24 protein-coding genes are annotated in these 22,902 nt (G+C 53.5%); 5 read left to right on the top strand and 19 right to left on the bottom strand.

What is annotated here, in order from left to right:
• Window positions 1–259: 259 nt before the first annotated feature.
• A complete protein-coding gene (locus tag U0026_RS12625; protein ID WP_062777590.1) occupies window positions 260–1,561 on the top strand; it encodes a uracil/xanthine transporter in 1,302 nt (433 codons plus the stop codon).
• Window positions 1,562–1,622: 61 nt separating this feature from the next.
• On the opposite strand, the gene U0026_RS12630 is transcribed toward U0026_RS12625, so the two are convergent.
• Window positions 1,623–1,829: a glycogen synthesis protein GlgS gene (locus U0026_RS12630; RefSeq protein WP_062777722.1), complete on the bottom strand. Its 207-nt coding sequence runs from the start codon at window positions 1,827–1,829 to the stop codon at window positions 1,623–1,625.
• Window positions 1,830–2,079: 250 nt separating this feature from the next.
• On the opposite strand from U0026_RS12630, the gene U0026_RS12635 reads away from it, so the two are divergent.
• On the top strand, window positions 2,080–2,220 hold the full coding sequence (locus tag U0026_RS12635; RefSeq protein ID WP_126440755.1) for a hypothetical protein: 141 nt from the start codon (window positions 2,080–2,082) through the stop codon (window positions 2,218–2,220).
• Window positions 2,221–2,424: 204 nt separating this feature from the next.
• On the opposite strand, the gene U0026_RS12640 is transcribed toward U0026_RS12635, so the two are convergent.
• The 6 genes from U0026_RS12640 to U0026_RS12665 all read right to left on the bottom strand — a co-directional run bounded on the left by U0026_RS12640 (window position 2,425) and on the right by U0026_RS12665 (window position 8,147).
• Window positions 2,425–3,300 carry an NAD(P)-dependent oxidoreductase gene (locus U0026_RS12640; RefSeq protein ID WP_062777592.1) on the bottom strand — a complete coding sequence of 292 codons (876 nt, stop codon included), beginning with the start codon at window positions 3,298–3,300 and terminating at the stop codon, window positions 2,425–2,427.
• A gap of 114 nt (window positions 3,301–3,414) precedes the next feature.
• Window positions 3,415–4,314, bottom strand: a complete 900-nt coding sequence (locus U0026_RS12645; RefSeq protein WP_062777594.1) for a MurR/RpiR family transcriptional regulator — start codon at window positions 4,312–4,314, stop codon at window positions 3,415–3,417.
• Window positions 4,311–5,261, bottom strand: coding sequence for an ABC transporter substrate-binding protein (locus tag U0026_RS12650; protein WP_062777596.1), 951 nt, complete (start codon window positions 5,259–5,261; stop codon window positions 4,311–4,313). Before U0026_RS12650 ends, U0026_RS12645 begins: the two co-directional genes overlap by 4 nt.
• A gap of 8 nt (window positions 5,262–5,269) precedes the next feature.
• On the bottom strand, window positions 5,270–6,322 hold the full coding sequence (locus U0026_RS12655) for a FecCD family ABC transporter permease (protein ID WP_062777598.1): 1,053 nt from the start codon (window positions 6,320–6,322) through the stop codon (window positions 5,270–5,272).
• A complete protein-coding gene (locus tag U0026_RS12660; protein WP_062777600.1) occupies window positions 6,319–7,341 on the bottom strand; it encodes a FecCD family ABC transporter permease in 1,023 nt (340 codons plus the stop codon). Before U0026_RS12660 ends, U0026_RS12655 begins: the two co-directional genes overlap by 4 nt.
• Window positions 7,341–8,147, bottom strand: a complete 807-nt coding sequence (locus U0026_RS12665) for an ABC transporter ATP-binding protein (RefSeq protein ID WP_082806328.1) — start codon at window positions 8,145–8,147, stop codon at window positions 7,341–7,343. Before U0026_RS12665 ends, U0026_RS12660 begins: the two co-directional genes overlap by 1 nt.
• 422 nt (window positions 8,148–8,569) lie before the next feature.
• On the opposite strand from U0026_RS12665, the gene U0026_RS12670 reads away from it, so the two are divergent.
• Together U0026_RS12670 and ldtC are read left to right on the top strand one after the other, a co-directional pair.
• Window positions 8,570–10,738, top strand: coding sequence for a TonB-dependent siderophore receptor (locus U0026_RS12670; protein ID WP_062777602.1), 2,169 nt, complete (start codon window positions 8,570–8,572; stop codon window positions 10,736–10,738).
• A 132-nt stretch (window positions 10,739–10,870) separates the two neighbouring features.
• A complete protein-coding gene (ldtC, locus tag U0026_RS12675) occupies window positions 10,871–11,830 on the top strand; it encodes a L,D-transpeptidase LdtC (RefSeq protein WP_062777604.1) in 960 nt (319 codons plus the stop codon).
• 94 nt (window positions 11,831–11,924) lie between these two features.
• Here ldtC and bhsA read toward each other — a convergent pair whose 3' ends face one another.
• Complete coding sequence (bhsA, locus tag U0026_RS12680; protein WP_062777606.1) at window positions 11,925–12,182, bottom strand: multiple stress resistance protein BhsA; 258 nt, start codon at window positions 12,180–12,182, stop codon at window positions 11,925–11,927.
• A gap of 245 nt (window positions 12,183–12,427) precedes the next feature.
• Here bhsA and U0026_RS12685 point away from each other — a divergent pair, with 245 nt between their 5' ends.
• The gene (locus U0026_RS12685; protein ID WP_062777608.1) at window positions 12,428–13,066 is read left to right on the top strand and encodes a TetR/AcrR family transcriptional regulator; all 639 of its coding nucleotides are present in this window, start codon (window positions 12,428–12,430) and stop codon (window positions 13,064–13,066) included.
• 55 nt (window positions 13,067–13,121) lie between these two features.
• On the opposite strand, the gene U0026_RS12690 is transcribed toward U0026_RS12685, so the two are convergent.
• From U0026_RS12690 to U0026_RS12740, 11 genes are all read right to left on the bottom strand, one after another.
• Window positions 13,122–13,658, bottom strand: coding sequence for a glycine zipper 2TM domain-containing protein (locus tag U0026_RS12690; protein WP_073971190.1), 537 nt, complete (start codon window positions 13,656–13,658; stop codon window positions 13,122–13,124).
• 302 nt (window positions 13,659–13,960) lie between these two features.
• Window positions 13,961–15,265, bottom strand: a complete 1,305-nt coding sequence (locus U0026_RS12695) for an NAD(P)/FAD-dependent oxidoreductase (RefSeq protein WP_062777612.1) — start codon at window positions 15,263–15,265, stop codon at window positions 13,961–13,963.
• Between the two features lie 273 nt (window positions 15,266–15,538).
• Window positions 15,539–16,081: an alpha/beta hydrolase YcfP gene (ycfP, locus tag U0026_RS12700; RefSeq protein WP_062777614.1), complete on the bottom strand. Its 543-nt coding sequence runs from the start codon at window positions 16,079–16,081 to the stop codon at window positions 15,539–15,541.
• A gap of 38 nt (window positions 16,082–16,119) precedes the next feature.
• Entirely contained in the window at window positions 16,120–17,145 is a 1,026-nt protein-coding gene (gene nagZ, locus U0026_RS12705; RefSeq protein WP_062777616.1) for a beta-N-acetylhexosaminidase, read from the bottom strand.
• Window positions 17,133–17,975 carry a thiamine kinase gene (thiK, locus tag U0026_RS12710; RefSeq protein ID WP_062777618.1) on the bottom strand — a complete coding sequence of 281 codons (843 nt, stop codon included), beginning with the start codon at window positions 17,973–17,975 and terminating at the stop codon, window positions 17,133–17,135. The genes nagZ and thiK overlap by 13 nt, the downstream gene beginning before the upstream one ends.
• Complete coding sequence (gene lpoB / locus U0026_RS12715; protein ID WP_164717439.1) at window positions 17,956–18,594, bottom strand: penicillin-binding protein activator LpoB; 639 nt, start codon at window positions 18,592–18,594, stop codon at window positions 17,956–17,958. The genes thiK and lpoB overlap by 20 nt, the downstream gene beginning before the upstream one ends.
• 22 nt (window positions 18,595–18,616) lie before the next feature.
• Window positions 18,617–18,991: a YcfL family protein gene (locus tag U0026_RS12720; protein ID WP_062777622.1), complete on the bottom strand. Its 375-nt coding sequence runs from the start codon at window positions 18,989–18,991 to the stop codon at window positions 18,617–18,619.
• Between the two features lie 3 nt (window positions 18,992–18,994).
• The gene (hinT, locus tag U0026_RS12725) at window positions 18,995–19,351 is read right to left on the bottom strand and encodes a purine nucleoside phosphoramidase (RefSeq protein ID WP_062777624.1); all 357 of its coding nucleotides are present in this window, start codon (window positions 19,349–19,351) and stop codon (window positions 18,995–18,997) included.
• 131 nt (window positions 19,352–19,482) lie between these two features.
• Window positions 19,483–19,806 (bottom strand): YdbL family probable chaperone protein, encoded by a 324-nt coding sequence (locus U0026_RS12730; RefSeq protein ID WP_062777726.1) that lies wholly within the window; start codon window positions 19,804–19,806, stop codon window positions 19,483–19,485.
• A 7-nt stretch (window positions 19,807–19,813) separates the two neighbouring features.
• Window positions 19,814–20,005 carry a YnbE family lipoprotein gene (locus U0026_RS12735; RefSeq protein ID WP_062777626.1) on the bottom strand — a complete coding sequence of 64 codons (192 nt, stop codon included), beginning with the start codon at window positions 20,003–20,005 and terminating at the stop codon, window positions 19,814–19,816.
• Window positions 20,002–22,644, bottom strand: a complete 2,643-nt coding sequence (locus U0026_RS12740; protein ID WP_062777628.1) for a YdbH family protein — start codon at window positions 22,642–22,644, stop codon at window positions 20,002–20,004. Before U0026_RS12740 ends, U0026_RS12735 begins: the two co-directional genes overlap by 4 nt.
• Window positions 22,645–22,902 lie beyond the last annotated feature (258 nt).

Raw genomic sequence — 22,902 nt, forward strand, 5'->3', positions numbered from 1 at the left:
AAATCAGAACTGACCTATGAGTGAATTTCATTAATTGATTAGACCGACATTCAGCCACACCTCAACAAGCGGCGGTAAATCAATGAAGCATGCTCATCATTTAGCTAACCAATTCATTCACCACAATAATTCAGAGAATAAATAATGCACTTCATACCTTTCTCGCGGCATTTCATTCCTGTTTTCAGGCAATTAATACCAATAACTCCCGGTAACGGCTAAAAAGGTCTACAGTCGTGTTTATTTGCAGGGCTCCCCTATGCTGACTCTCCGCTTCACGCGTGAAAACCTATTGTCCGGTTTCCAGTGGTTTTTCTTCATCTTCTGCAACACCGTAGTCGTTCCGCCGACGCTGGTTTCCGCCTTCCATCTGCCAGAAAACAGTCTGTTGATGCTGACGCAGTACGCCTTTCTAACCACCGCTGTGGCCTGTTTGTTGCAGGTCTTATTCGGCCACCGCCGCGCTATTATGGAAGGGCCGACAGGCCTGTGGTGGGGAACTATTCTGACGATTACCCTTGCCGAAGCCTCACGCGGCACACCGCTAAATGATATTGCTAGCAGCCTGGCGGTGGGGATTGCTATCTCGGCGGTGATGACAATAGTGATTGGTATCAGCGGACTGGGGAGCCGTCTGGCGCGATTATTCACGCCATCAGTGATGGTGGTCTTTATGTTGTTGCTCGGCGCCCAGCTCACCACCATCTTTTTTAAAGGCATGCTGGGATTACCTTTCGGCATGGCTACATCGACCGTCAGCCTTTCACTGGCCCCGTTCGCAATGGCGGTCGCTGTGATGTTTTTTGTCATCGGGCTTATCGTCTTTTTACCCCAGCGCATCTCACGCTATGCGCTGCTTATTGGTACCGTGATCGGTTGGGCCGTCTGGAGACTCTGTTTTGGCGGTTCCGCCATCGATACGGGCAGCCTGCACTGGCAATGGTTCCCGCTGGGGAGTCATGGCACGCTGTCGCCTGGCATTATCCTGACCGCCGTGATCACCGGTCTGGTGAACATTAGCAATACCTACGGCGCGCTACGCGGGACAGATACGTTTTATCCGCAAACCGTTCCCGATAACGCGCATTATCGGCGCAGTTTTGTCGTCTCGGGGGTTATTACCTTACTGAGCGTACCCTTAGCGGTGATCCCTTTTTCACCGTTCGTATCCTCGGTTGGACTGTTGACCCAAACGGGTGACAGCTCGCAGAAATCATTTTTATATGGCGCGTTGCTATTCCTGCTGGTCGCCATTGTGGCCCCGCTCACCCGCTTCTTCTGTGCGATTCCGCTGGGCGTCAGCAGCGCGGTAATGTTGGTTTCCTATCTGCCGCTGCTCTTTTCCAGCCTGGTCTTTAGCCAGCAGGTCAAACTGACCTCACGGAATATTTACCGTCTGGCATTACCGCTCTTTATCGGACTGTTTTTGATGAGTTTACCGCCGGTGTATTTACAGGATATCCCGCTGACCATTCGCCCTTTGCTCAGTAACGGCCTTCTGGTCGGGATTTTACTCGCGGTAGTGGTGGATAATCTGATTCCGTGGGATCGGCTTAAATAGGTATTTCTGAATAACACCGCTTTCTGGAAACAACAACGGGCACCTCGGTGCCCGTTAACGTTTAACACACTTCAAGCGCTCGCTCTTTTGCCTTTTCAGCCTGCTGTTTGTATATCTCGTACCGTGCTTCAAACCAGGTTCTCTGCTGCTCGTTCATGTTTCCCGTGACTGCATGGATATCGACAGGTTGGCCAAGCGACTGCATACGGGCAAAACTGCGAGCCAAAAAATCAAAATTGGTTAATGCCTGTGGGTCCTGTTTCTGCATTGCATATCCCTCCGAGCTGGTGATCATTTTCAAGGTTATATGCTTTCCTGTTTCCAGTATTCGCCTGTTATCGATTCTTTTTTGTACACTGCGTGCGCATAACACCGCGTGACTTCACACTTCAGCCTTTCACCGAAGGGCAGGAAGCGGTTCGTGCGAAATACGAGACCGGCATCACAACCGGGTACATTCCTCAACATTTTTGCAATATACTGTGTTAAGGGTAGAACAGTAAAAACACAGGTGATGAATGGAAATAGATCTCGAAAATCTGGTCTTTGACGGACTGGATGAAGCGCAAGAACGTAATGCAGAACGTCTGGACGACGCAGACAAGAAGGCACAAGCGATTATTGCCGACGATGACTGCGGCGACGCCTGCAAAATCTGATAAAAAAAACCGACATTAATGTCGGTTTTTTTTTGCGATGAGATGCGTTTCCATTTTAATCAATTCACTCACTCTCGCCCTTGAGAGTTGAGAAATGGCCCGATACACAGATACGCGGCCATAAATGAGCTGTACTCAGCGATGTAGCAATTTCGGGTTGCTCTGTTTACTACGCCGACACAGCCATTCCATTGCCGGTTATCCTTAAACCTGACCCGCGTTATCAAGCCAGGCATACACCGCCGCCAGATCCTGCTCGGCAAGTCCTCCCTCTGCCGCCTGCGCCCACAGTTGGGTGATATCCTGCATCATCGGCATCGTTCCTTCAGAGGCATTCGCCAGCGCCAGACGTGCATCTTTAAGCGCATGCTGAAGCTGCATCTGCGGGGTGTAATCGTCTTTGCGGATCATCTCCAGCTTTCCCTTCACATACGGAGCCGCCAGCGGACCGCCTTCCAGCGTTTCCCACAGCTGTTCAGGCGTAAAGCCAAACTGTTTTGCCAGTTGCATACTTTCAGCGACGCCCTGCATCATCGTAATCAACCAGGCATTGACAACCAGCTTCATTTTCTGGCTGTTGCCCGCCTCTCCGTACCACTGGGTGCCGCGAGAAATCGCGTCAAAGACCTGTTGCGCCGCAGCTGCACGCGCCTTATCACCGCTCGCCATCACCAGAATCTGCGCATTCTCCGCCGGCGCTTTAGTGCCGGATACCGGGGCATCAAGATAGAGCATATCCGGACGCAACGTTTCCAGCAGTGCGATGGCCTCGGCGGTTTCATGAATACCGATAGTCCCCATCTGGCAGAATGTTGCCCCTTGTGGGCAGGACGGCGCAATGGCGCGAATGCTGGCAAGCGTGGCATCGCCATCGGTCAACATGGCGATAATAACCCCGGCATCTGCCACCGCCAGTTGCGCATCATTACACAGTTGCAGACCGTGAATCTGGAGATCTTCACCGCGTCCCGGCGTTCGGTTCCAGCCGTAGACCGTGAAGCCTTTTTTTAGCAAGTTGGCGGCAAATGCGTGCCCCATTGCCCCTAATCCCAACACCGCTACCGCAGGCAATGCCTTCATTTCGCTCTCCTCATAGACTCGGTCATTTTAGCTAGCCTGATGATTTTCAGAACAAAATGCAACCGGATAATCATGCGGATGATGAATGATTCTTTTGATGGGCGAAAACCACATTCAGCCTTTTCTACCGCCCGATTTACCAATGGCTTTGTGCAGATCGTTCACGCGTTTCATCGACCGAAGGGTGCGCTGAGAGGTCGTTGAAGCGACTGACAGCACGAGCATTTCCAGGCACACCATCACCGTTCCGTGGAGCGGCACCCGGCCATTTTCACCCCGAGGAACATGAACCACCACCTGCGACATTTCGCTAAATCGTGAGTCGGTCGCCTGAGTGAGTAAAATTGTTGGGATGCCCAATCTTGCCGCTTCGCGCAGCGTGGTCAACCCTTCCCTATGCGGCGATTTCTGCGCCATCATAATCAACACGTCGCCACGTTGCAGACAGACAAGCTGCTCCGCCAGACTAAACCCCGTGCGGTTTAAAACGTACGAGGGTAAACCGATACGGCTAAACAGCCGCGCGGTATATTCGCTTAAGATGCCCGATGCGCCGATACCAAACAGCGCCACCTGTCGGGCATCAGTGAGCAAGGCCACCGCTTGTGCAATTGCCGCCCGGTTCTCGGTACTTGCCAGCATTTCACAGGCACGGAGATGCCCTTCAAGGACAAAATCGATGCTGGCGTTCACATCGCTGGTCAATGCCCCCACCGTGGAGGCCATTTTTTCAGATGAGGTAATGGTCGGGCCAAACCAGTGCTGAAGAGTATGTTTAAGATCGCGTAGCCCGGCAAATCCCAGCGCCTGTATTGCCCGCACCACCGTGGCATCAGAGGTTTGCGTCGCATGGGCAATTTCCAATGCCGTGTGGTCGAGCACCGCTTCACGATTATTATCAATCCAGTTCACCACCCTCAGCAGACGCGGTGACAACTGTGCGCTGCGGCTCTTTAAACGTTCGCCTAGCAAATCGACCCGTCGTTTTTCTTTTCGTGCCGCCACCGGGTTCATTTAGCCTCCTGCGGAATCGGGCGTCCGGCAATGTGTGACTGCACTTGCGCCACCAGTAAACTCAATGCTGCATAGGAGTTAGAAATCACCTCCTCACGCGGCAACAAGATGTAGTGGCCGGTTCGGCAGGCACGCATAAAATCACACCAACCCGGCATGACTTTTTCCATATCGTTGAGTTCATCCTGAGGTTTTCCGCCGGTATCCGAGCGCCAGGTGGCGAACAGGAAGTCGGCATCGAGGTCGGGCAATTGCTCGGCGCTGACATCAATACGTTCGCCATCAGGAATACTCTCAATCAACGGCGGGAAACGAAAGCCCGCATCACGTAGTACGCGTCCCAGCGAGTGATACGAGTGATGGACGGTCACCTTGCCGTTGTTAGCCTGAATCACTGAAACGCTGATCTTGTTCGTTTGGATGGTACGTTTAAGCTGCTGAATTTGCGCCTGATAGCGGTGATCGAGCACCGCCAACCGTACCTGGGTGCCGGTTAATTGCGCCAGTTTGCCGTAAATACGCGGCGCGCTGCCCAACAGGTGATCAATACTGACCGTCGGGGCAATTTTCGCCAGTTGCTCAATAGGCACATTTCGATTGGGTTCGGTAATGATAAGGTCTGGTTTCACCGCCGCAACCGCTTCCAGGTCGATATCGGCGGTGCCGATAAACTGGATATCACTGTTATCAAAATCAACGCCGGTCAACTCGGCGCTGGAGCGTAGATAGTGACTGCCGTCAGAACGCGTGCGTCCATGGCTGGCTACAGGCGGCACGCCGAGTTCAATCAGCGGAATGGTAATATCGAGATCGTGCATCGATACAATGCGCTGCGGATGCAGCGGAACCTGCACCACGCGCCCGAGATCGTCGGTAAAAGCCTGCGTTTGCGCAAACGTCGAGGCGCTAAACAGACAGAAAAAAGATAACAGTCCACGTACAGTCATCGATATCCTCATAAAGCGTCGCGGCGACGCCACAGCAGTAAAATAAAGAACGGACAGCCAATCAGCGAAATAATGATCCCGGCCGGAATTTGCAGCGGCGCAAAGGCCAACCGTCCGATGGTATCAGTGAGTAACACCAGCAGTGCCCCGATAAGCGCACTGCCGCTGAGCAGCGCGACCTGACCACCTCGCAGTAAAAAGCGGGCCATATGCGGGGCCATCAGGCCGACAAAGCCCAGACTACCGACACACGACACGCTGGCCGCCGTGAGCAGAACCGGGGCGAAAAAGCGCAACAGTGTCAGACGTGATAACCGCACGCCCAGCCCGCTCGCCATTTGATTGCCCAGCAGCGCCACATCGGCCGCGCGGGCTGTGAGATAAAGGATAAGCACGGCCGGAAGTGCCCACACAACGGCGACCGCCAGCAGTGGCCAGGTAGCAGCGTGCAAACTCCCCGCAAGCCAGGTCATCGCCGTTTGCACATCGCGAATATCCGCGGTAGTGACAAACAACCCCATGGCCGCCGAGAGTGTCCAGGAGACGCCGATGCCAATTAAAATAAAGCGCGGGCGAGAGAGATCGCGCGCCAGTACTATTACCAACAGCGCCACCAACATGCCACCAAGCATCCCGGCCACCGGTCGCCAGACCAGACTTAACGACGGAAAGACAAGGATCAGCGTCAGCACCACCATGCTGGTACCCTCCTTCACCCCGATAAGCCCGGGATCGGCCAGGCCGTTACGGGTTATCGACTGCATCGCAGCGCCAGCCAACCCCAACATTCCGCCGCAGAAGATAGCCATCAGTAGCCGAGGCAGGCGAATATCGCGCACGATATAGATCTGCTGGGCGCTTAACGCTTCCGGGTAAAACAGCGCCCGACCAATCACACTCGTCGGGATGGGCAGCGTACCGCGTGTCACACTGAAAACCAGCAACACGATGATCAACGCTGCCAGAACAGCGGCAATCTTCACCATTCGTGGATTCAGCAGCACGCGCAACGGCCCAAGCGCTACCGGGCGGAATCCAGCTTTTCGCACCGCGCGCATCATTTAAAATACCTCACTGCAATGGCGATAAAGAGCGGTGCACCCACCAGCGCAGTCATCACTCCGGTCGCCAGTTCCTGAGGGGCCAGCAGCCAACGGGCAAGAATATCCGCCAATAACAACAGCAGCGCCCCGGTCGGGAGCGCCAGTAATAATCCTGTACGGACATCCTGCCCGGCCCAGCGACGTATCGCGTGCGGAACCACCAGACCAATAAAACCCACCGGGCCGGCTATCGATACCGCCGCACCGCACAACAGCGCAATGGCGATAACACCCAGCACGCGGGTACGGGCGACCGCCACGCCCAGACCGCTTGCAACACGGTCGCCAAGCGCAAGAATCGTCAATCGGGGAGCGAGATAAACCGCCAGTAGCACGCCGAGCAGTGCCGGAATACTGGCGATTTGCAACGTCATAAGGGAGATGCCCGCCAGATCGCCGGCAAGCCAGGTGCGCATCGCCTGAAGCGTCTGTTCATCAAGAATAAGGATGGAGGCAGTGATTGCCGAGGCAAACGCGGAAAGCGCTACGCCGCACAAGGTGATTTTCATCGCCGTCGCTCCGGCACGTCCGGCGCTCGCCAGTAGCATCACCAGGCCAAAGAGCAGTGCCGCACCAAAAGCGGCCGTTAGCGGGCGATTAATCCCCCACTCACCAAACGACACGCCAGCCGCCGAACAGGCTACCACCGCCAGCGTAGCCCCAGCGTTCAGCCCCAAAATGTGCGGCTCACCCAACGGATTGCGCACCACATTTTGTAACAGCAGGCCTGCCGCCCCGAGCGCCGCTCCTGTTAGCAGCGCGGCCAGTAAACGGGTCAGACGCAGACTGACGATAATACGATGCTCAAAATTACGCGGGTCATAATGCACTAACGCCTCGATCACCACGCGAGGCGCAATGGCGCGGGCGCCCAGTCCGAGATGGATAATCGCCCCGCAGCACAGCAACATGCTTATCAGCAGTAATGCCAGAGTGGGCCGCGCATTGTGACGGCGCTGTAGAGTTTGTGTCACCATCAGTCAGGTTCCACGCGGGTGCTAGAGGGCATAAACAGCGGCTTACCGGTTTGCGGGTTTTGCAGCATCTGCACCTCAACATCGAAGACGTGCTTGATGATTTCTGGCGTACATGGCTGGCTGCCGTCAACAATATGCGCAATACGTCCCTGTTTCATAAAGACCAGCGTATCGGCGTAGTTTACGGCGAAATTGAGGTCGTGAAGCACGGTGACAACCGTGCGTCCATGCTCACGGGTAAGAAATTGCAGCAGCTCGAGGATCTCCACCTGATAGCGCAAATCAAGCCAGGTGGTCGGTTCATCCAGCAAAATAGTGCCGGTTTGCTGTGCCAGAGCCATCGCTATCCAGCAACGCTGACGCTGACCACCGGACAGGCTGTCTACCGGCAGATGCGCGTATTCGAGCGTACCGGTCAGGCGTAATGCTTCCTCTACCGCGAGTTCATCCTCCGCTGACCACTGGCGAATCAATCCCTGCCACGGATAACGTCCGCGTGATACCAGTTCAAATACCGTGAGTCCTTCCGGGGTGAGCGGCGATTGCGGCAACAGACCAAGCTGGCGCGCGACCTGTTTAGTCGGTAGCGAGTGGATATCGCGGCCTTCTAAACGCACGCAGCCCGCGAGCGGTTTGAGCATCCGCGCCATGGTATTCAGTAAGGTCGATTTTCCCGAACCGTTCGCCCCTGCCAGCACCGTCATTTTGCCAACGGGTATTGTCAGGCTGATATTTTCAACGATGCGCTGGCTGCCGTATCCGGCGCACAGGGACTCCAGCACAATCCCACGTTCCTGCTGTGGCATGTTTCTCTCTCTTTGGGGCAACGACGTGGTATCGTGCTGCACTATAAATAAATCTCATTCTCTTTTGATCATGCAATGCCGTAATGTAGTAGTCAAGCGCACTACATTACCGTTTCATTTCACAGGGTCTTTGCCTTTCCTTGCACATCCCCCCTCTTCAGAGATGGCAATAAAAATAATAAAAATCAATAAGAAATCAATATCACCCTGATCAAAAACCGTCATCTAAAACTGGCCCCGATACGTTTTACAAATTTATTGTCGACTGCATTTACTACTACATCCTGTCATGTTTGAATGATTCTCAATTAGATATCCAGAGCATCACCGTGTGATGTGCATGGAAACATATCATCAATCAGGGCAATGATTTTTATCACTTTTTACCGCCGAAACTCGGTGGTTTTATGGGAAACAGACAGATGACACAGCACTCCCCGACGTTCACGGGAAAAACCGGGCGCGCCCTCTTTTCGCTACTTTTTGTGGGGGCGGCGGTTAGCTCCCCGTCGCTGATGGCGGCAGAAACTAAAAACCGTGGTGATAGCGCGCAAAAAGAGGAAGCGATGACGGTGGTTGGCACCTCGCAGGCCGACCAGACGGTCACCGACGGCTACCAGCCGCTAAGCAGTTCGACGGCTACACTCACCTCAATGCCACTGCTGGATATTCCGCAGGTGGTGAATACCGTCAGCGATAAAGTCCTCGCCGACCAGCATGTCACCACGCTTGATGAAGCGTTGTATAACGTGGCAAACGTCGTGCAAACCAATACGCTGGGCGGCACCCAGGATGCCTTTACACGCCGTGGTTTCGGCGCAAACCGCGATGGTTCCATCATGACCAACGGGCTGCGTACCGTACTGCCACGCAGTTTTAACGCCGCGACATCGCGGGTGGAAGTGCTGAAAGGACCAGCGTCAACGTTGTACGGCATTCTCGACCCCGGCGGGCTGATTAACGTCGTCACTAAACGCCCGGAGCGCACGTTTTCCGGCGACATCTCCGCCACCTCCAGCAGTTTTGGCGGCGGTACTGGACAGGTTGATGTCACCGGCCCAATAGAAGGTACCCAACTAGCATACCGGCTGGTCGGTGAGTATCAGAATGAAGATTACTGGCGTAACTTTGGTAAAGAGCGCAGTAGCTTTATCGCGCCTTCCCTGACCTGGTTTGGCGATGACGCCACGGTGAATGTGTCGTGGTCTCACCGCAGCTACCACACGCCGTTCGACAGGGGCACCATATTTGATTTAAACACCGGACGTGCGGTCGACGTTCCCCGCGACGAGCGATTTGATGAACCATTCAACGTCACCAATGGTGATTCCGATTTGGCGCAGGTGAACGCCGAGTATCGCCTTAACAGCCAGTGGACCGCCCGCTTTGATTATGGATTCAGTCAGGATAAATACAGCGATAATCAGGCGCGAGTGATGGCCTATGACGCGAAAACGGGCAATCTAACGCGCCGCGTTGACGCAACACAAGGTTCCACCCAGCGGATGCATTCAACCCGCGCAGATTTACAGGGTAATGTGGTAATCGGTGGCTTTTATAACGAAATTCTCGGCGGTATTGCCTATGAGAATTACGATCTGCTGCGTACTGATATGATCCGCTGTAAGAACGTCAAAGGCTTTAATATCTACAACCCGGTGTACGGTACGCTGGATAAATGTACCAGCGTGTCTGCCGCCGACAGCGACCAGCGTATTCAGCAGGAAACCTATGCCACCTATTTGCAGGATGCGCTGTATCTGACTGATAAATGGATCGCCGTTGCGGGCGTGCGCTACCAGTATTACACCCAGTACGCCGGTAAAGGCCGTCCTTTCAACGTTAATACCGACAGCCAGGATGAGAAGTTAACGCCTAAGTTCGGCATGGTCTACAAGCTCACGCCAAGCGTATCGCTGTTCGGTAACGTCGCGCAGTCGTTTATGCCGCAGTCATCCATTGCGAGCTATATTGGCGACCTGCCGCCGGAAGAGTCCACGGCTTACGAAGTAGGTGCAAAATTCGACTTGTTTGAGGGGGTTACGTCCAATATCACCTTCTTTGATATTCATAAACGCAACGTGATGTATACCGAAACTATCGGTGATGAAACCTACGCTAAAACGGCGGGTAAAGTCCGCTCGCAAGGGATTGAAGTCGACGTTGCCGGTGCGCTAACCGACAACCTGAACGTGATTGCCAGCTACGGTTATACCGATGCGAAGGTCATTGACGACCCTGATTATGCTGGGAAACCGCTACCAAATGTGCCGCGCCACACCGGTTCTTTGTTCCTGACTTACGACATCCATAACGTCTATGACGACAATACCCTGACCATCGGCGGTGGCGGGCACGCGCTGAGCCGCCGTTCCGGTACCAACGGCGCAGATTATTATCTGCCAGGTTATGCGGTTGCCGATGTCTTTGCCGCTTATAAAATGAAGTTGCAGTATCCGGTCACGCTACAGCTCAACGTCAAAAACCTGTTTGATAAGACTTACTACACCTCGTCCATCGCCAGCAACAATTTGGGCAACCAGATTGGCGATCCACGTGAAGTGCAAATGACGGTCAAAATGTCCTTCTAAACCACCAGCGGCCCCACATCGGGGCCGCATTTACGTAATCTTTCAATCCTGTGTCCCTTCCCTACAGTTTATTTCCGCATAATAGTCGCTTTAACTTTTAAGTAACATTTTGCAACTTTGGGGATTAGCGTGATGCATCAAACTCTGCGACTTACACGCTGGCTGCTGGGATTCGCTCTCGCCGCTAGTATTGTGTTACCGGTCAGCGCCAACACCTGGCCCTTACCGCCACCGGGCAGCCGCCTGGTGGGTGAGAACCGTTTCCATGTGGTGGAAAATAACGGCGGCTCGCTGGAAGCCATCGCCAAGAAATATAACGTCGGCTTTCTGGCACTGTTACAGGCCAATCCCGGCGTCGATCCTTACGTTCCTCGCGCTGGCAGCGTGTTGACCATCCCACTGCAAACCCTGCTGCCAGACGTGCCGCGTGAAGGGATTGTGCTCAATCTGGCGGAGCTGCGTCTTTACTATTATCCGCCGGGCAGCAATAAGGTGACGGTCTACCCTATCGGTATCGGCCAACTGGGCGGCGATACAATAACCCCGACGATGGTCACCACCGTGTCCGATAAGCGGGCAAACCCAACCTGGACGCCGACCGCTAATATTCGCGCACGCTATAAAGCACAAGGCGTTGATCTCCCGGCAGTGATGCCAGCCGGCCCGGATAACCCAATGGGCCACCATGCCATTCGCCTCGCGGCCTACGGTGGCGTCTATCTATTACACGGAACCAACGCCGATTTTGGTATCGGGATGCGCGTCAGCTCAGGCTGTATTCGTCTGCGTGACGGTGATATTAAAGCGCTGTTTGATGAAGTGAAGCCGGGCACCAAAGTGAATATCATCAACACACCGATTAAAGCGTCAATTGAGCCCAATGGCGTGCATTGGGTGGAAGTCCATCAGCCGCTGTCAGAGCATATTGATGACGATCCGCAAACGCTACCAATCGTCCTCAACGCCGGTATGAAAGCGTTCAGTCAAAATGCCAATACCGACGGTGAAGTGATGAATAAAGCAATGGATGTGCGTTCAGGCATGCCGGTTGATGTCAGCCGCCATGACGCGGTTTCCCAGCAGAATATGTAGTAAATAGCCTATAAAAGAAAAGGCCCTGAGCGGGTTACGCTCAGGGCCTTTTTTATCGCAGTGGTATATTAAAGCATTATGAGGGTTTTAATGCTTATTTATAGATAACCGCGGTACCGTGGAGGGTATTCGGACCGCTTACTGAAGTGATACGGAATGATTTCGCACCCATCGCATCAGCTTTCTGTGACAATTCTTGTTCCAGCGACGCCAGGTTTGGACCCGCAGTTGCAGCGATGCTGCCGACTTTTTGCTGATCTGCTGGAGTGGACTGCACTTCAACAGCGGCGAAACTTGCAAATGACAGTGAACTTAGAACGGCTGCGATGGCCAGAGTTTTTACGTTTTTCATAATTATTACCTTTGCAGATGATTTTTGTAGGTCAGACGTCATTAACTTAACGATCGATAAGATAATCATAATGAGATCTGCATCACACGTCAACGCTATTTTTATAACGATCGTTTAGTTAATTAAAATTCATATATATTTCATATGAATATGTTTCATTTATTTTTGTCACGGAAGCGCTAGCCCCTGCCGACGATTATTTTTATAATGGACGTTCACTAAAACCGACTAAGGTAGGCGGCACGATGACAACTGACACGCAAAGTTGCGCGAAAAAAGGCCGTGGTCGACCGAAAGTATTCGACCGGGAAGCGGCGCTTGATAAAGCGATGACGCTTTTCTGGCAGTATGGCTATGAAGCAACGTCTCTCTCTGACCTTGTCGAGGCGACGGGTGCGAAAGCGCCAACGCTGTATGCTGAGTTTGCGAACAAAGAGGGGCTCTTTCGCGCCGTTCTCGATCACTATATTTCGCACTTTGCCTCGAAAAATGAAGCTTGCCTGTTTTGCGAAGAGCAGACGGTCACTGAAGCGTTAAGAAATTACTTCACCGCTGTGGCGACCTGCTTTACCAGCAAAGACACTCCTGCGGGCTGTTTTATGATCAACACGTCAGCGGCGCTCGCGGCATCGTCTAAAGAGATTGCAAAAACCATCAAGTCCCGTCATGCGGTGCAAGAACAGACGCTATGCCAGTTCCTGCAACTGCGTCAGGCACGCGGTGAAATCCCGGCTGAGAAAAACGTCAAAGAACTGGCGCTGTTCCTGGGCTGTATTTTGCAGGGAATGTCGATAAGCGCTCGTGAAGGGGCAAGCTTTGAAACGCTGATGCAGATTATTGAAACAACGCTGCGTCTGTGGCCACAAATGATTATACAATCCTAAAAAAAACGCCCCGCTATCAATATGGCAGCGGGGCGAATACTATTGTAACGCTATTTTAGGCTTTATTAAGAACAAGCTGGCCATTGTTATCCAACGGGATTTGGCTGCCTGGGTTCTTATCCATACGGATTTTCCCCTGCTGGTCGCCAATTTTATAGGTGACATCATACCCGAGCGTTTTCTCAGACTTGTCATACACCGTTTTACAACGCTGTTCGGTCGTAGTGTAAGTATCATTATTCTGCATCGCGCCCTGCGCCTGGTTACCGGCATAGCCGCCCCCTAACGCACCGACAACGGTGGCAACATCTTTACCGCGACCACCGCCAAACTGATGACCAATGACCCCACCGGCAACGGCACCGAGGACGGAACCAGCGATACGGTTTTCATCTTGCACCGGTCGACGGTGCGTCACCGTCACGTTTCGGCACTCTTTACGGGGATTTTTAACGGTTTCCGTGATGGGTGTAGAAGAGACGACCTGGGCATACTGTGGGCCACGGTCGAAAACGTTCATACTCGCTACGGCAGCAACCCCAAGTGCGGCTGCGACGCCAATACCCATACCCGCCAACATAGATTTATTCACGGGACTTCCTCCTTTGTTGCAATTACTGACAATTGTGCAACGATTTGTTAGCACAGCCAATCAGACAAAGACGCAAAAGAAGTGTTTTATAGGGGGGAGTGAGGGTTTCAGAGGATTCTGAGCCACCCGGCGGCGCTGCGCTTGGCCGGGCTACTCTATCAACCTGTGGGCCTGATAAGGCACAGCGCCGCTGGAAAACCAACGGCACAAACAGTAACCCGGCCAGGCACATCGCCGCCGGGAAACAACAGCACAAACAGTAGCCCGGCCAGGCACATCGCCGCCGGGAAACAACAGCGAAATTAGTGAAGCTTAAGACGCGGACGAATGACCCGGTTAATACTACCAACCAGCATCATCAGCGCAGTTTTGCAGTAACCGTGCAGCGCAATCTGGTGCATACGGTACAAGGAAATGTAAACCATACGCGCAATACGCCCTTCAATCATCATCGAGCCACGCATCAGGTTACCCATCAGGCTGCCGACGGTGGAATAATTGGAGAGTGAAACCAGAGAGCCGTGATCTTTATAGCTGTAGGCTTTAAGCTCTTTGCCCTTCATCTGCGCCAGAATGTTATTCAGCGCACAGCTTGCCATCTGATGCGCAGCCTGAGCACGTGGCGGAACAAAACCGCCTTCTGGACGCGCGCAAGATGCACAGTCGCCAATGGCATAAATATCCGGATCGCGCGTAGTTTGCAACGTCGGCTCAACCACCAATTGGTTGATACGGTTCGTTTCCAGACCGCCGATATCTTTCATAAAGTCCGGCGCCTTGATCCCTGCCGCCCAAACCATCAGATCGGCCTCAATGTATTCACCGTCTTTCGTATGCAGACCGCCTTCATCAGCGCTGGTAACCATCGTTTGGGTTAACACGCGCACACCCATTTTGGTCAACTCGCTGTGCGCCGCGCCTGAAATACGCGGTGGCAGCGCAGGCAGAATTCGCTCACCGGCTTCCACCAGCGTGACGTTCAACGCATCGTTGCTTAAACCTTTATAGCCGTAACTGTGCAGCTGTTTCACCGCATTATGCAGCTCAGCCGACAGCTCAACGCCGGTTGCCCCGCCGCCGACAATCGCGATGTTAACCTTACCGTTCGCGCCCAGATTGGCAGAATATTTAAGGAACAGGTTCAGCATTTCCTGGTGGAAACGGCGCGCCTGATGCGGGTTATCGAGGAAGATACAGTGTTCTTTCACGCCCGGGGTATTGAAGTCGTTAGAGGTGCTGCCCAGCGCCATAATCAGCGTGTCGTAGGCCAGTTTGCGCTCAGGCACCAGCAATTCGCCCTTCTCATCGCGCAGTTCCGCAATGGTCAGCGTTTTCGCTTCACGGTTGAGATCCATCACCGATCCCAGCTGGAACTGGAAATGATGATTACGCGCATGAGCCAGGTAGCTCAACGCGTCAACGCCTTCATCCAGAGAACCGGTGGCCACTTCGTGCAGCAGCGGTTTCCACAGATGGCTATGGTTACGATCCACGAGGGTGATTTTTGCTTTTTTGCCGCGCCCCAGCTTTCTACCCAGTTGAGTAGCCAGTTCCAGGCCGCCCGCACCACCACCGACAATGACAATTTTCTTGATTGGCGTAGTCATGAGACCCCCTTAAAATTTATTAACCAATTGTTAATTAAAAGTTATAGACATAGCCTTTAATTAACAACAAGTTACTTACGCGAAACCATTCAGCTGCAATGAGAATAACATGAATGGTGCATTGGTCATACCAAAATTGATATGCATCAAGTTTTATCGCACATAAGTTGAGCGAATACCTTTTATTATCAAAAATGCCAACGCTATCACATTAAAAATTAACAAAAAAAAGCCCCGGCTAGCAAAACGCTAGCCGGGGCTCTGATATCTCAATTAGCCTAAGGTTTTAAAGGCTTTGATTCGCTGCAGGTGCGGCGAAATATTCTTAAACTTGTGCCCCTGCTCTTCGTCCCAGATTATCTCGTAGTAATGATGCAACTCTTCGGCGGTACGCTTACTGTCTAACGCATCATCATGACGTGAAAGGATAGTCAGACAGCGGTCGCGGTTCTTCTCACGGAAGTTATTCACGCATTTTGTGCCGATATCCATGTACTCTTCCGGGCGATCAATCTTGCCGTCCATATTCTCATACGGGAACAGGTTCGGATTCAGCACCACCTGACGGATATCGCACAGGAAACCAATCCGCTCCGCCCAGTAGCCGCCTAAACCCACACCGCAAATCAGCGGGCGTTCGTCGGCGTTTAATTGCAACATCTTGTCCACTTCCTTGAGCAGATGCTGCATATCATGTTTCGGGTGCAGCGTACTGTAGCTAATCAGCCGGACATCCGGGTCGATAAACTGCAGTTGCAGCACCTTTTCATGGTTACCAGGGCTATTTGAGTCAAAACCGTGTAAATAGATAATCATCGTATCCTCACCACACCATTACTCCCACACCGGGAGGGTTAATGACCAGCCTTCACTTCCTGCCAGCGTTCGTGGAGTTGTTCCAGTTCTGCGCTAACCGTTTTCCAGCGGGCGGAGTCCATCAGTTCCTGACGGCTAAATGAACCTTTATGATACAACTTCTTAACACGTTCAGCGTTGATCGGCGACAGGTTATCCAACACGCTCACCGCCCCTTTACGATTATTGCAGACGAGGATCATATCGCAACCTGCATCCAGAGAAGCCTGCCCACGTTCGGCATAACTGCCCATAATCGCCGCGCCTTCCATTGACAGATCGTCAGAGAAAATCACGCCATCAAAGCCAAGCTCACCGCGCAAGACGGTCTTCAGCCAATGCGGTGAACCGCTGGCCGGTCGAGGGTCAACCGCATCGTAGACCACGTGCGCGGGCATAATTGCATCTAGCGCATTCTCGGTAATTAATGTCTGGAATACCGCCATGTCTTTAGCACGAATTTCGGCCTCTGAACGTGCGTCATGCGGCGTCTCTTTATGCGAGTCGGCGATGACCGCACCGTGCCCCGGGAAATGCTTGCCGGTGGTTTTCATCCCCGCGCTGTGCATGCCATCAATAAAGTGACGCGCCATATCCAGCGCTTTATGCGGATCAGCATGATAAGAACGCTCGCCAATTGCGGTACAGATATGCCCCACATCCAGCACTGGTGCAAAGCTGATGTCGATATCCATGGCGATCATCTCGCTTGCCATCAACCAGCCCGCCTCTGCCGCCATGCGACCACCCGCCTCACAGCCCAGCACCGCCGCAAAAGATTGCGCCGCCGGTAAGTGGGTAAAGCCTTCACGGAAACGCTGAACGCGTCCGCCTTCCTGATCGACCGCCACTACCAGGTGATTATGCGATGCGCTACGTATCTGGCGTACCAGTTCGCGCAGTTGGGCAGGGTCATGATAGTTACGGGTAAATAAAATTAAGCCGCCCACCAACGGATGCGCGAGGATTTCACGTTCCTCAGCATCCAGTTCGTAGCCTTCGACATCCAACATTACTGGGCCCACACGGCCTCCCTTTTGTGCTTAAGCTGACACCAAACGTCGTTTGCCAGCGTGATAAATTGTTCGTCGCCGGTTTGTTGCCAGCGACACTCAAACCAGCCCGCCATCAACATCAACACCCACGGCCGCCAGCGCATCACCTGCTGCCATAAAAGCGGCGGCGCGATATTGGCTTGTTCGGCGTAGGCCATCGTTAGCTGATGACGCTGTAAATTGTCTTGCGTCCAAACCGCCGCCAGCTCCAGCGCGACATCGCCATCACCGGCATACTCCCAGTCGATAAGCCGTGGCCCTTGTGAGGTATGCACGATGTTGCCGGCATGAATATCCATATGCAGCGGCACCAGGCGTAACGCGCGCGGCTCCCCTTGCCTGGATAGATGCTGTAAGCGTCGAAGCCAGAACGGCGTTCGGCGGGCCGGGTCGCACTGCTGCCAGTACTGCTCCAGTAGCGGCCGTAAAGCGAGCGGCCAGCCGAATCGGCGCTGTTGGTGCAAATCATACAGGAGAGTGGCTAACTGGCGATGTGTCGGCAGCACGCTTTTGATCTCACCGACTAAAAATTCAACCGCCATCCAGCCTGGCGTATAAAAAACCGGCTGAGGCGCAAGTGTTGCGGGAAGATGACGGAGCGCATGATATTGCCGAAGAAAATCACTTTCCGGCGCATCGGGGGCATGATGATGACGTAGCACCAGGCGTCTTTCGTCGTGCTGAATAATGCAGCTACTGCCGCTCAGCCCCGAGGTCTCGGGGCTGGCGACGATGCGATAGTGCGGAAAATAGCGTGACAGTACCGCGTCACGATCTCGCTTATTGTTGCGCAACCGCACCCTTTCCTGACCAGACAATTTCGCCGGTCTGCACCAGCATCAGCTGCATTTGAAGGGTTGGCGAATTGACGTTACCGGTGGCATTGGAATACAGCACGTACTGTGCGCCAACGTTACGAGCGATACCCATCGCTTTACTGCGCGACCCCAGGCTGTCCTGTGGTGACAGACCAAGCTGTTGTTTTGCTACCGCCAGTTGCTGCGGAGAAACCAGGGTAAATTTGCCGTTACCGGCCAGCGCGTTATGCAGTGCATTGGTCGCTTCACCGGCGTTTAAGGTTCCGTTAGTCCGGTTGTTGACGCTGTCTACCAGCAAAATACTGCCAGCATTCACCCCGCTTGCCTGCAACATCTTGCCCACCATCGGCTGTGCGGCACCGTTCCAGTCGTAGTGACGAACGCGCGGCGTTGGCTGCGCGGTTGCATCACCGCCATGTTCAATCGGCCCCGGCTGCGCTGGGATTGTCGGTACACTAGGTACAGTGGGTACCGGCGGCTGTGGCTCTACCGGTTGCTGTGGTTGTTGTGGATTTGCCGTATCAACCGGCGCAGGTTGTTCACGAACCACACACCCTGCCAGCAACATTGCCAGGGAGGCAATAAGCGCATAGCGACCCAATTTACTCATTCGAGTTTACCCCTTAAAGATAAAGATAAAGCCGGGCTTTATGTGCGCCCAGACCGTTGGCGGTGCCGTACAGCGTTACAGAACCCATTGGGGGAACCGTAATACTGCGCGGAGCTTCCAGCGGGTGCATTTCCAACCCACGGGCGTCATACCAATAAAAACGATAATGTACGGTGACCGGCTCTCGCCTTTCATTAAAAAGCTTCGCGTTCGCGGTGGTCTGAATATCCGATGACGTTAATTCAGGTTTTTCCGCGCTGATCCCAGCGGCCAGGAGATTCGACTCCATCACCAGCGTTTGCTCTTCATTAACGGCGATTTCCGGGCGCGAATGGCACCCGGCAAGCAGCGTTGCGCAAAGCACAAGACCCAGACATGCCGATTTCATAGTTTAGCCTTTATGCGCCAGCATCGGCCCCAGTGGCCGACCGCCCAGCAAGTGCATATGGATATGGTAAACTTCCTGTCCACCGTGACGGTTGCAGTTCATGATCAGACGATAACCGTCTTCAGCAATGCCTTCGTCCTGTGCGATTTTCGATGCCACAGTAATCATTCGACCCAGCGCCTGTTCGTGCTCGGCAGTGACGTCGTTGGTGGTGGCAATCAGGATATTAGGGATAATCAGAATATGCGTCGGCGCTTGTGGCGAAATATCGCGGAAGGCGGTGACCAGATCGTCTTGATAAACGATATCTGACGGAATTTCACGACGGATGATTTTGCTGAAAATTGTTTCTTCTGCCATTGGGTATTCCTTTATTATTCTCATATAGGTCGGTAAAACCGTTACCGGCGAACAGGTTACATGCGAGAGTATGAGCGAGTTACAGCTACTCTTTCAACCGGAATGCACTTTTTCTTACATCAACCGGCTCTTTACTTACGTAGCCACTGACCGTTAATGCCCTGTACGAATTCACCCGGCTGCGCTTTCTCGATAAGTTTCTTACCGGCAAGCCTTGCGACCTCTTGCTGCGGCAGATTATTGCTTAGCGCAAGCTGACGATAGCTTTCGCTACGCGCCTCGTTAATTTGCTTAACCAGTGCCTGGGTTTCGCGGTCGGGCTTGATGGCCGCCAGATAGCCACTCTGACTCTCCCCGACGCGACCCTGAAGACGCGCGTCGGCAAGCGTCAACGCCTGTACTCCCGTGCTAAACAACCCTAACGCCAACAGCGCGGCAACCCCTATTTTTCGCATCATGACCTCAGAATAAATCACTACGGGATTTCAGTAGATCCTCAACATCCTTATCGGCCTTGATATGGATCTCATGTTCAATCTTCACATTCATATTGATGGTAATCGGCTCTTTCGGCGCCGCCACTTCAATGCGCGGGACGCATCCTGACAACAGGCCACAGCTCATCACTGCCATCATGGCGATGGATAATTTCATTGTTGCTCCTTACATTCCGTGCCGCTGCGACACGGCGCACCGGGAAGGGTCGCGTGTTGCTCAAGCCATGACTGAAGTTTGTCGCCAAAGCGCAAGCTTCGCCACAAATCAAAAACATTCTCCTGGTGCGTGTAGTTTAACTGCACCGTACTGCGTTTTTCGTCCATCACCCCGGTACCGGTAACCGTTGCCGTAAGCGTCAATAATCCCAAACTGTCGAGATTAATGCGCGTCCAGGAGCGGGTAATTTCCAGATAGCGTAGCCAGTTAATGGCGGCACCGGCGGCAATATTGTCGTCGGCTACCGCGTCGGCGGTGTCTTTATCCAGCCTTAGGGTCATCGGGCCAGGGTTGTGCAACCAGCCGTCTTTGATAATCCATTTACTGTCGTTGAGCCACAGCGGCAAGGCGCCATCTACCGGGCCAGACATAGCAAATTGTTTTGGGTTCACCGCACCGACCAGTTCGCTCATCGAAATATGGTGCAGTCGCAGTAACGCCGCGTCATGCTGTGGCATCCGCAATTGCTGCATCGTGACCTTCCCGCCCAGCACATCCACGCTGACGTCGCTTAGCTGTAAAGGTTCAGCCTCACTCCAGGGCCAGGTATCCTGGAGATCCGCGGTAATATTGCGGGCGGTAACCTGATTGACGATTTCGGCAATCCGCAATGAAACAGGATGCCGGGTACCCAGTTGCCAGATACCTTCTTTTAAACGAAACGGCAGCACAAAATCGACGCCGTTCACCTGATTATCCGGCGTCCACGCGCTGCCATTTTTCAAAACACCATGGCCGCCCGCCTCAAAACCTTGCCCGGCGGCAGCTGAAAATGCCACCTGCGCATAGAGAGAGCCGCCACGCAGTTTCATTTTCCAGTTTGGCGGAAGCAGCGGCTGGAATACGGTTAACGACTGTTTCGGCCACCAGGCCTCACCGCGCAGACGCTCGCCATCCCAGCGCCCGTTCACCCGAACAGGGCCGATCTCCTGGGCTTTGAGGTCGCCTTTGAACTGGAAGAATGTGGGATCGCGTCCGTCCACGCTGAACGTCAGCGCGGAGGCTGGCAGCACGCTACCCCCGGTAAAGCGCGTCTCACGGGCATCCAGTGCCAGTGCGCCAGTAAAGGAGGGATGCTGTTCATCGCGGATCCAATGGATAGGCTTTTCGAGCTTCAGGCGCGGTTTGTCGATGGTCATCGTGCCGTACTGCAATTTGTCGAAACCGGTAGACAGCGTGTTTAGTACAATCGCACTGTCGCGCCATACTCCGGTACCCGTCACATCCCAACGCGCCTGCATCGGTGTGAAATGACCGTCACCCCAGTAGCGCCACTGCCAGGTGCCTTTATCCGGCATAAAATTATCGGCACGCCCGTCAAGGTGCAGCACAAAATCGCCAGTTTGCTGCTCATGGGCCCGAAGAATCGCCTGTAACCGCCCATCAATGCCTTCTGTGGAGATTTTCACCCCGGCGAGCGGCCAGCGAACCTCATCAATATTCAGCGAATCAATCACCCGACCACGGGAACGCAGCAGTGCGCCGGGCTGGAAATCCAGTACCGGCGTCATTAATGGGCCACTAAGACGAGCCGGAAGCTTGGCGTAGAGGATCAGATCGCCCTGCTTCGCCTCACCGACCAGTTGCAATGGCATATCGCTCTTATCCATGCTGAGCGTGCCCGGCCCAACGGTTAGCACCGCGTTTCCCTTACCGGCATCACCGGAGGTCAGCACGTTCAGACGACCAGAAATCAGCGTTTTATCAATACCCTGCTGCCAGTTGTTCAACTTGAGACCGACTCGCCCACTGAGCGGCAATCCCGGTTGGAACGGCCAGCTCCAGCGACCGTCGCTGATGGTGAGCTGTTGCTCGGTTAACTGCCATGGGAAATCGACGATAGGATCGCCTTCACCGCGAGCCAGCATGATCAGTTGCCCCTGATTGCCATTCCAGTTCAATTCAGCATCAACGAGCGTGGGGACCTGTGGTACTTGAAGCGTTGAGGTGAGATGACCTTCAATAGGTAAGCCGTCCGGCACCAGCGGCATGGTGAACTGCCCAACCAACTTCACTGGCTGCTCGCCATCCACCAGACTGGCCTGAAATTCACTGATGGTTAGCGCTTGCCCGTGCAGGCGGGCATGCAAGGTGACGTGCTCACCTTCATATTGCAATTCCTGGCGTCCTGGCGTGAGGGCCACATCCAGTTTACCCTGCCATTTTTCCCACGGCGAAACGCTCAATGCGTCAATCGTCAGCCAGGTGTTAGGCAGCATCGACTGCCATTCTGCGAGAGTACGCGGTGCGCCAGGCACCGTATCGTTTTGCGGCAATTTGGCGAAACAGACAGAATTCAGATTGGCAGATGCCGCATGCAGCTTCCAGCGGCTGGGATGCGACAGGGTGACATCTTTTAACGTTGCCAGTTCGCAGTCACCCGCAAGGTAGCGCAGATCGGGGATATGCAGTGAGGAACGCGTTAAGCGAGGGCTTTCATTTAAGGCAATGCGTGTCCCTGCCGGGAGCCAGATGCCCACCAGCGTAGGAACCCAGTACCCCAGCGTCATCAGTAACGTCAATGGCAGGAGTAGCAATAGCAGAAGTAGCGCAATTACAGCTTTATATTTACCCTTCATGGGTGCAGTGATATCCAGATGAGTGCATGCAGTGTTGCCGGACAGCTTAACGGGCAGTCCAAAGGCGCATATTGTGTCATGTCAGACCAGAGAGTGAAAGCCGCTGTGGTGCTATTAAGCATAGTGTTTAAAAAATAAAATGTGAGGAATTTCAGTTGATTCTGATTGAAACTGTGACTATCGCCCCTCATTAAAGCGCGTATACTGGTAATAGTTTCTTTACATAAACTTAGCATTCAAAACATTTTTACATTTTGT

This window comes from Kluyvera intermedia (assembly GCF_034424175.1).
GTDB classification, from domain to species: Bacteria; Pseudomonadota; Gammaproteobacteria; order Enterobacterales; family Enterobacteriaceae; genus Kluyvera; species Kluyvera intermedia.

Bases quoted from the DNA above. Each gene is read 5' to 3' on its own strand.
- U0026_RS12665 (WP_082806328.1), bottom strand. From the start codon at position 8,147: ATGCCACAGCAGGAACGTGGGATTGTGCTGGAGTCCCTGTGCGCCGGA.
- U0026_RS12655 (WP_062777598.1), bottom strand. From the start codon at position 6,322: ATGATGCGCGCGGTGCGAAAAGCTGGATTCCGCCCGGTAGCGCTTGGG.
- U0026_RS12660 (WP_062777600.1), bottom strand. From the start codon at position 7,341: ATGGTGACACAAACTCTACAGCGCCGTCACAATGCGCGGCCCACTCTG.
- U0026_RS12735 (WP_062777626.1), bottom strand. From the start codon at position 20,005: ATGAAATTATCCATCGCCATGATGGCAGTGATGAGCTGTGGCCTGTTG.
- ldtC (WP_062777604.1), top strand. From the start codon at position 10,871: ATGCATCAAACTCTGCGACTTACACGCTGGCTGCTGGGATTCGCTCTC.
- U0026_RS12695 (WP_062777612.1), bottom strand. From the start codon at position 15,265: ATGACTACGCCAATCAAGAAAATTGTCATTGTCGGTGGTGGTGCGGGC.
- U0026_RS12730 (WP_062777726.1), bottom strand. From the start codon at position 19,806: ATGCGAAAAATAGGGGTTGCCGCGCTGTTGGCGTTAGGGTTGTTTAGC.
- U0026_RS12740 (WP_062777628.1), bottom strand. From the start codon at position 22,644: ATGAAGGGTAAATATAAAGCTGTAATTGCGCTACTTCTGCTATTGCTA.
- U0026_RS12650 (WP_062777596.1), bottom strand. From the start codon at position 5,261: ATGACTGTACGTGGACTGTTATCTTTTTTCTGTCTGTTTAGCGCCTCG.
- ycfP (WP_062777614.1), bottom strand. From the start codon at position 16,081: ATGATTATCTATTTACACGGTTTTGACTCAAATAGCCCTGGTAACCAT.
- U0026_RS12670 (WP_062777602.1), top strand. From the start codon at position 8,570: ATGACACAGCACTCCCCGACGTTCACGGGAAAAACCGGGCGCGCCCTC.
- U0026_RS12630 (WP_062777722.1), bottom strand. From the start codon at position 1,829: ATGCAGAAACAGGACCCACAGGCATTAACCAATTTTGATTTTTTGGCT.
- bhsA (WP_062777606.1), bottom strand. From the start codon at position 12,182: ATGAAAAACGTAAAAACTCTGGCCATCGCAGCCGTTCTAAGTTCACTG.
- U0026_RS12640 (WP_062777592.1), bottom strand. From the start codon at position 3,300: ATGAAGGCATTGCCTGCGGTAGCGGTGTTGGGATTAGGGGCAATGGGG.
- U0026_RS12635 (WP_126440755.1), top strand. From the start codon at position 2,080: ATGGAAATAGATCTCGAAAATCTGGTCTTTGACGGACTGGATGAAGCG.
- hinT (WP_062777624.1), bottom strand. From the start codon at position 19,351: ATGGCAGAAGAAACAATTTTCAGCAAAATCATCCGTCGTGAAATTCCG.
- U0026_RS12685 (WP_062777608.1), top strand. From the start codon at position 12,428: ATGACAACTGACACGCAAAGTTGCGCGAAAAAAGGCCGTGGTCGACCG.
- U0026_RS12645 (WP_062777594.1), bottom strand. From the start codon at position 4,314: ATGAACCCGGTGGCGGCACGAAAAGAAAAACGACGGGTCGATTTGCTA.
- U0026_RS12720 (WP_062777622.1), bottom strand. From the start codon at position 18,991: ATGAAATCGGCATGTCTGGGTCTTGTGCTTTGCGCAACGCTGCTTGCC.
- U0026_RS12625 (WP_062777590.1), top strand. From the start codon at position 260: ATGCTGACTCTCCGCTTCACGCGTGAAAACCTATTGTCCGGTTTCCAG.